The sequence below is a fragment of the Oleiphilus sp. HI0117 genome (assembly GCF_001635235.1).
Map to the genome: position 1 here is coordinate 1 of NZ_LWGA01000223.1, position 740 is coordinate 740.

The 740-nt window shown below is 43.1% G+C and carries 1 protein-coding gene; it reads right to left on the reverse strand.

What is annotated here, in order from left to right:
- Positions 1-712: amino acid--tRNA ligase-related protein (locus tag A3757_RS02830; protein WP_304439167.1), on the reverse strand; the 712-nt coding region annotated here is incomplete at its 3' end.
- Positions 713-740: the final 28 nt, after the last annotated feature.

Genomic DNA, 740 nt, shown 5'->3' on the forward strand with positions numbered 1-740 from the left:
ATTCTGGCGCGATACGCAAGTACATACCGATATCCAGTGCATTGTGATGCGTTTCAAAAGGCTTAGCCGTTGCGCCACCAGGAATGGTTTGCAGCATCGGTGTTTCAACTTCCATAAAGTCACGATCACTTAGGTATTTACGAATCCCCTCAATAATCTTGGAGCGAACCATAAACAAATCGCGAGTTTCCTGGTTGATGATCAAGTCAACATAGCGCTGACGATACTTAGTTTCCTGATCCGCCAAGCCGTGAAACTTATCCGGTAAAGGGCGTAGTGCCTTAGTCAGGATAACCACATCTTCTGCACGTTCTATATTAACAAATAACTCGCCCTTACCCGACTTATGCAGGGCACCCCGTACACCAACAATATCACCTAAATCAAAACGGGTTTTGTAGCCAATTTCTTTTTGAATATCTTTTGGTACGTAATACTGCATACCACCCGATACATCAGAAATCTTAGTAAATGGCCCCCGCTGAAACATGATTCGACCCGCAACAGATACTTGGTTATCCTGTTCTTCTAGCTCTGGCTTAGAGAACTCACCGAACTTTTCTAACAGATCTCCTGCTAAATCTTTTCGCTCGAAGTCATTACGGTGACCATTTGCTGAACAACCATCACGCAGTTCCTTGAGTTTGTTCTTACGCTCAGTGATCAACTTATTTTGGTCTTCAGTGTTCGTAGTATTCTGTTCGTTCGACATATTTTCTTCCAATTACTTATCCATTGCT